This is a genomic window from Agrococcus citreus, from assembly GCF_039527715.1.
GTDB lineage: Bacteria > Actinomycetota > Actinomycetes > Actinomycetales > Microbacteriaceae > Agrococcus > Agrococcus citreus.
This window is the reverse complement of sequence record NZ_BAAAKK010000003.1, coordinates 337,229-343,608: the sequence shown is the minus strand read 5'-3', so window position 1 is coordinate 343,608 and position 6,380 is coordinate 337,229. Positions and strand designations below refer to the sequence as shown.

Here is a 6,380-nt window from a genome sequence, read left to right as displayed (position 1 = left end):
CGCCGAGCGCGGCGAGCATCGCCCGGCCGGTGGCCGTGCGCACGGAGGGCAGCCGCACGCCGACTCGCGAGACGGTGACGGGGGAGCGCTTGCCCTCGCCCCGCCCGGCGTAGGCGACGTCGCTGCCGGCGAGCACCGCGAGGTGGCTCGTCGCGGGCACGGTCGAGGCCGCGACGAGGCGGTCGAGGATCGGCTGCGCGAGGCGCTCGAGCCGGGTCGCGGCAGCCACGCGCGAGCCGATCCGCTGCACCCGGGCGCTCGGGCCCCACGCGCCGAGCTCGGGGTAGTGCACGAGGAAGCCCTCGTCGCGCATCACCTGCAGCAGCTGGTAGGCGCTCGATCGCGGCAGCTGCAGCTCGCGGGCGATCGTCGATGCCCGCACGGGCCCCGCCTGCTCGGCCAGCAGCGACAGCACGCGCAGCGCGCTGCGGGCCGCCGGCATCCGCGGCATCCCCATGTGCCCCACCCCTCTATCGCCGTCCCCGCCTCCGACCCGCTGGCGGCAGGGTGGTCACGACACGCCGTGCAGAGACGCTCGCGCACGGCGTGTCGTGACCACCCCACGGACCGCGAGCGTAGCCGAGTCTGAGATCTCAGACGGGATCGGCCATCGAGCGGATGCGCGCGGCAGCGGTCGGCGGTGGAATGGGGGCATGCCAGTGATCATCGGAGACGCCCCGCTCAGCCGGCACGACGTCGTGCAGGTCGCCCGCTTCGACGCGCGCGTCGAGCTGAGCGCCGCCGCGCTCGAGCGCATCGACGCCGCGCGCGCGGTGATCGACGCCCTCGCCGCCGACCCGCGACCGCACTACGGCATCTCGACGGGGTTCGGCGCGCTCGCCAACACGGCCATCGCGCCCGCCGACCGCACGCGGCTGCAGCAGTCGCTCATCCGCTCGCACGCCGCCTCGAGCGGAGCGCCGGTCGAGCGCGAGGTCGTGCGCGGCCTCATGCTGCTGCGGCTGCAGACGCTCGCGACCGGCCGCACGGGCATCCGCCGCGCGACGGCCGAGCTCTACGCCGCGATGCTCAACGCGGGCATCACGCCCGAGGTCGGCGAGTACGGCTCGCTCGGCTGCTCCGGCGACCTCGCGCCCCTCTCGCACGTCGCCCTCGCGGCGATGGGGGAGGGCCCCGTGCAGGTGGAGCGCCCGGGCGCCGAGCCGCACACCGTCGAGACGGTGACGATGGATGCGTCGCGCGCGCTCGCGGAGGCGGGCCTCACCCCCGTCGTGCTCGCCGAGAAGGAGGGGCTCGCGCTCGTCAACGGCACCGACGGCATGCTCGCGATGCTGTGCCTCGCGCTCGCCGACCTCGACCGGCTGCTCGACACGGCCGACCTCGCCGCCGCGATGAGCGTCGAGGGGCTCCTCGGCACCGATGCGCCCTTCGCCGCCGACCTCATGGCGCTGCGGCCGCACGCGGGGCAGGCGACGAGCGCCGCGCAGATCGCGGCGCTGCTCGCCGACAGCCCGATCGTCGCGAGCCACAAGGGCCCGGAGGACACCCGCGTGCAGGACGCCTACTCGCTGCGCTGCGCGCCGCAGGTGCACGGCACCGCGCGCGACACCGCGGCGCACGCCGAGCGCGTCGCCGAGGTCGAGCTCGCGAGCGCGATCGACAACCCGGTCGTGCTGCCCGACGGCCGCGTCGTCTCGAACGGCAACTTCCACGGCGCGCCGATCGCGGCCGTGCTCGACTTCCTCGCGATCGGCATCGCCGACGTCGCCTCGATGAGCGAGCGCCGCAGCGACCGCTTCCTCGACCCGTCGCGCTCGTTCGGGCTCCCGCCGTTCCTCGCCGACGACCCGGGGGTCGACTCTGGGCTCATGATCGCGCAGTACACGCAAGCGGGCATCGTCTCCGAGCTCAAGCGGCTCGCCGCGCCCGCGTCCGTCGACTCGATCCCGTCGAGCGCGATGCAGGAGGACCACGTCTCGATGGGCTGGGGCGCCGCGCGCAAGCTGCGCCGCGCGATCGACGGCCTCGAGCGGGTGCTCGCGATCGAGGTGATGACCGCCGCACGCGGCATCGAGCTGCGCGAGCAGCCGCCGGGGTCGCGCACGGGCAGGGTGATCGAGCGGCTGCGGCAGCTCGTGCCGGGCGTCGGGCCCGACCGCTTCCTCGCTCGCGACATCGAGGCGACGCGGCTGCAGGTGTGGAACGGCAGCGTGCTGCAGGCGGCCGGTCTGCTCGAGCGCGTCCGCTCGTGGGCGGCCGACGGCGACCACGCGTTCCAGGCGGGCCGGCGACCCGCCGTGACCGCCACCGAACCGACCGACGAGGGGGACCGATGATGGACGGCGCACGCGAGGTCAGAGCGCACCGCGGCAGCGAGCTGCACACGAAGGGCTGGCAGCAGGAGGCCGCGCTGCGGATGCTGCAGAACAACCTCGATCCCGAGGTCGCCGAGCACCCCGACGAGCTCGTCGTCTACGGCGGCACGGGCAAGGCCGCGCGCGACTGGGCCTCGTTCGACGCGATCGTGCGCGAGCTCCAGGCGCTCGAGGACGACGAGACGCTGCTCGTGCAGTCGGGCCGTCCGGTCGGCGTCATGCGCACGAGCCCGTGGGCGCCGCGCGTGCTCATCGCCAACTCCAACCTCGTGGGCGACTGGGCGACGTGGCCCGAGTTCCGCCGCCTCGAGGCCGAGGGGCTCACGATGTACGGCCAGATGACGGCCGGCAGCTGGATCTACATCGGCACGCAAGGCATCCTGCAGGGCACCTTCGAGACGTTCGCCGCCGTCGCCCGCAAGCTCGGCCGCGAGAGCCTCGCCGGCACGATCACCCTCACCGCCGGCCTCGGCGGCATGGGCGGCGCGCAGCCGCTCGCCGTGACGATGAACGACGGCGTCGCGATCTGCATCGACGTCGACCCGAGCCGCATCGCCCGCCGCATCGAGCACCGCTACCTCGACGTCGAGGCGACCGACGTGGAGGATGCGCTCGCGCGCGCCGTCGAGGCGAGGGACGCGGGCCGCCCCCTCTCGATCGGCCTGCGGGCGAACGCCGCCGACGTCGTGCCGGAGCTGCTCGCGATGGGCGCGCCGATCGACGTCGTGACCGACCAGACGAGCGCCCACGACCCGCTCGCGTACCTGCCATCGGGCATCGCGTTCGAGCGGTGGGACGCCGAGCGGCGGCGAGACCCCGAGGGCTTCACCGAGCGCGCGCGCGCATCGATGGCGCGCCACGTCGAGGCGATGGTCGGCTTCCAGGCCGCGGGCGCCGAGGTCTTCGACTACGGCAACTCGATCCGCGCCGAGGCGCTGCTCGGCGGCTTCGACGACGCGTTCGCGTTCCCCGGCTTCGTGCCCGCGTACATCCGCCCGCTGTTCTGCGAGGGCAAGGGGCCGTTCCGGTGGGCGGCGCTCTCGGGCGACCCCGAGGACATCCGCAGGACGGACGAGGCGATCCTCGAGCTGTTCCCCGACGACGCGCACCTCGCGCGCTGGATCCGCATGGCGCAGGAGCGCGTGCAGTTCCAGGGGCTGCCGGCGCGCATCTGCTGGCTCGGCGCGGGCGAGCGGCACCGCGCGGGGCTGCGCTTCAACGAGATGGTCGCCGACGGCACGCTCTCGGCGCCCATCGTGATCGGCCGCGACCACCTCGACTCGGGCTCGGTCGCGAGCCCCTACCGCGAGACGGAGGCCATGAAGGACGGCTCCGACGCGATCGCCGACTGGCCGCTGCTCAACGCGCTCGTCAACACCGCCTCGGGCGCGAGCTGGGTCTCGATCCACCACGGCGGCGGCGTCGGCATCGGCCGCTCCATCCACGCGGGGCAGGTCACGGTCGCCGACGGCTCGCCGCTCGCCGCCGAGAAGCTCGAGCGCGTGCTCTCGAACGACCCCGCGATGGGCGTCATCCGCCACGTCGACGCCGGCTACGACGAGGCGATCGCCGCCGCCGACGAGCGCGGCATCCCGATCCCGATGCGGCGCTGACGTGGCCGCGCCGGCAGGACCCCCGCGGCGCTCGACGCTCATCACGGGCATCGGCGAGCTGACGACGAACGACGACGAGCTCGGGCGGATGCGCGACGCGGCCGTCGTGCTCGAGGGCGACGCGATCGCGTGGGTCGGCAGCGCGGCGGATGCGCCCGCGACCGACGAGCGCGTCGACGTCGCTGGCCGCGCGGTGCTGCCCGGCTGGGTCGACAGCCACACCCACCTCGTGTTCGCCGGCGACCGCTCGGCCGAGTTCGAGGCGCGCATGGCGGGCGCGGCGTATGCGGCGGGCGGCATCGGCGTGACGGTCGCCGCCACCCGTGCCGCGAGCGACGCGGAGCTCGCCGCGAACCTCGACCGGCTCGCCGACGAGGCGCTGCGCGGCGGCACGACCGCGCTCGAGACGAAGACGGGCTACGGGCTCACGGTCGCCGACGAGCTGCGCAGCGCCCGCATCGCGGCGGGCCGGGCCGACTCGGTGACCTTCCTCGGCGCGCACCTCGTGCCTGCCGGCGCCGAGGCCGACGACTACGTCGACCTCGTCGCGGGGGCGATGCTCGAGGCGGTCGCGCCGCTCGTCGACGCCGTCGACGTGTTCTGCGAGCGGGGCGCCTTCGACGAGCCGCAGTCGCGACGGGTGCTCGAGGCGGCGCGCGCTCGCGGCCTCGCGCTGCGCGTGCACGGCAACCAGCTCGGCCCCGGGCCCGGCGTGCGGCTCGCCGTCGAGCTCGGCGCGCTGAGCGTCGACCACGTCGCGTTCCTCGACGACGACGAGGTCGCGCTGCTCGCCGACAGCTGGCAGGGCGGCCGCGGCACGGTCGCGACGGTGCTGCCCGCGTGCGACCTCTCCACGCGCATGCCGCTCGCGCCGGCGCGCCGGCTGCTCGACGCCGGCGCGGTCGTCGCGATCGCGACGAACTGCAACCCCGGCACGTCGTACACGACCTCGATGGCGTTCTGCGTCGCGACCGCGGTGCTGCAGATGGGGCTCACGATCGAGGAGGCGGTGCGCGCCGCCACGCTCGGCGGCGCCGTCGCCCTCGACCGCGACGCGCCCCGCACCACGGCCGGCGGCCGAGCGCTGCCGCCGCTCGGACGCATCCGCCCCGGCGCGCGCGCCGACCTGCAGGTGCTCGACGCGCCCTCGATCGCGCACCTCGCGTACCGTCCCGGCGTGCCCCTCGTGCACGCCGTCTGGCGCGCGGGCGAACCGGTCGTCGGGCAGCGCCCGATTCCCTAGCGATGCCCAGGATGTCCCCCGTACGCTCCGGAGCATGAGCGTGCTCCTGAGAGGCCTGTCGACGGCCGTGCCGCCGACCCAGCTCGTGCAGACCGAGGTCGAGCAGGTGTTCGGCTCGCAGCCGGGCCTGTCGCGGCTCGCGCAGCGCATCGTCTCGACGTCGTTCGGGCTCTCGGGCATCGAGCGCCGCTACACGGTGCTCGACGAGCTCACGCTCGACGGGCCCGCACTGGACGAGCCCCGCTTCTACGACCGCGAGTCGGGCCTGCTGCTCGACCCGGGCACGAGCGTGCGCATGGACCGCTACGCCGAGCACGCGACGCGGCTCTACGTCGAGGCGGGCCGCGCGGCGCTCGACGCCGTGCCGAGCATCGAGGCGGCCGACGTGACCCACGTCATCACCGTCTCGTGCACCGGCTTCTACGCCCCCGGCCCCGACTTCGTGCTCGCGCGCGACCTCGGGCTGCGCGCGGGTGTGCAGCGCTACCACCTCGGCTTCATGGGCTGCTACGCGTCGATGCCGGCGCTGCGGCTCGCCTCGCAGCTGTGCCAGGCCGACCCCGAGGCCGTCGTGCTCGTCGTGAGCGTCGAGCTGTGCACGCTCCACCTGCGCACCTCGAACGACCCCGACACGATCGTCGCCACCTCGCTCTTCGGCGACGGCGCCGGCGCGGGCCTCGTCACCTCGCGCGAGCCCGAGCCGGGGGAGCGCGCGTTCGAGCTCGACGCGTTCGCCACCCGCACGACCCCGCAGGGCGAAGGCGCGATGGCATGGCGGATCGGCGACCACGGCTTCGAGATGGTGCTGTCGAACGCGGTGCCGTCGCTCATTGGCGAGCACATCACGGGTGCGATCGAGCCGCTGCTCGAGGCCGAGGCGCCGCTCGTCGGCGCGCTCCGCGACGGCGCCGTGGGGGGCGCCATCGAGCACTGGGCGATCCACCCGGGCGGCCGCAGCATCCTCGACCATGTCGAGTCGACGCTGCAGCTCGCCGAGTCGCAGCTCGTGCCCGCGCGCGAGACGCTGCGCGACTACGGCAACATGTCGAGCGCCACCGTGCTCTTCGTGCTCGACCGCATCCTGCGCGACCCGGCCGCGGCCGACGGCGACCGGGTCGCGGCGATGGCGTTCGGTCCCGGCCTCACCGTCGAGTCGGCGCTCCTGACCGTCAGGGGCTGAACCGCCCG

The 6,380-nt window shown here is 74.9% G+C and carries 5 protein-coding genes; 4 read left to right on the top strand and 1 reads right to left on the bottom strand.

Features of this window, described 5'->3' with window-relative positions; translation table 11 throughout:
- A partial coding sequence (locus tag ABD106_RS07040) for an IclR family transcriptional regulator (protein ID WP_343918789.1) occupies nucleotides 1–457 on the bottom strand: 457 nt, incomplete at its 3' end.
- 196 nt (nucleotides 458–653) lie between these two features.
- On the opposite strand from ABD106_RS07040, the gene hutH reads away from it, so the two are divergent.
- The 4 genes from hutH to ABD106_RS07020 all read left to right on the top strand — a co-directional run bounded on the left by hutH (nucleotide 654) and on the right by ABD106_RS07020 (nucleotide 6,372).
- Nucleotides 654–2,297, top strand: coding sequence for a histidine ammonia-lyase (hutH, locus tag ABD106_RS07035; RefSeq protein ID WP_343918787.1), 1,644 nt, complete (start codon nucleotides 654–656; stop codon nucleotides 2,295–2,297).
- Entirely contained in the window at nucleotides 2,297–3,949 is a 1,653-nt protein-coding gene (gene hutU / locus ABD106_RS07030) for a urocanate hydratase (protein WP_343918801.1), read from the top strand. Before hutH ends, hutU begins: the two co-directional genes overlap by 1 nt.
- 88 nt (nucleotides 3,950–4,037) lie before the next feature.
- Complete coding sequence (gene hutI, locus ABD106_RS07025; RefSeq protein WP_343918799.1) at nucleotides 4,038–5,192, top strand: imidazolonepropionase; 1,155 nt, start codon at nucleotides 4,038–4,040, stop codon at nucleotides 5,190–5,192.
- A gap of 34 nt (nucleotides 5,193–5,226) precedes the next feature.
- Nucleotides 5,227–6,372, top strand: a complete 1,146-nt coding sequence (locus tag ABD106_RS07020; protein ID WP_343918785.1) for a type III polyketide synthase — start codon at nucleotides 5,227–5,229, stop codon at nucleotides 6,370–6,372.
- The last annotated feature ends 8 nt before the right edge of the window (nucleotides 6,373–6,380 follow it).

Bases quoted from the DNA above. Each gene is read 5' to 3' on its own strand.
- hutH (WP_343918787.1), top strand. From the start codon at position 654: ATGCCAGTGATCATCGGAGACGCCCCGCTCAGCCGGCACGACGTCGTG.
- ABD106_RS07020 (WP_343918785.1), top strand. From the start codon at position 5,227: ATGAGCGTGCTCCTGAGAGGCCTGTCGACGGCCGTGCCGCCGACCCAG.
- hutU (WP_343918801.1), top strand. From the start codon at position 2,297: ATGGACGGCGCACGCGAGGTCAGAGCGCACCGCGGCAGCGAGCTGCAC.
- hutI (WP_343918799.1), top strand. From the start codon at position 4,038: ATGCGCGACGCGGCCGTCGTGCTCGAGGGCGACGCGATCGCGTGGGTC.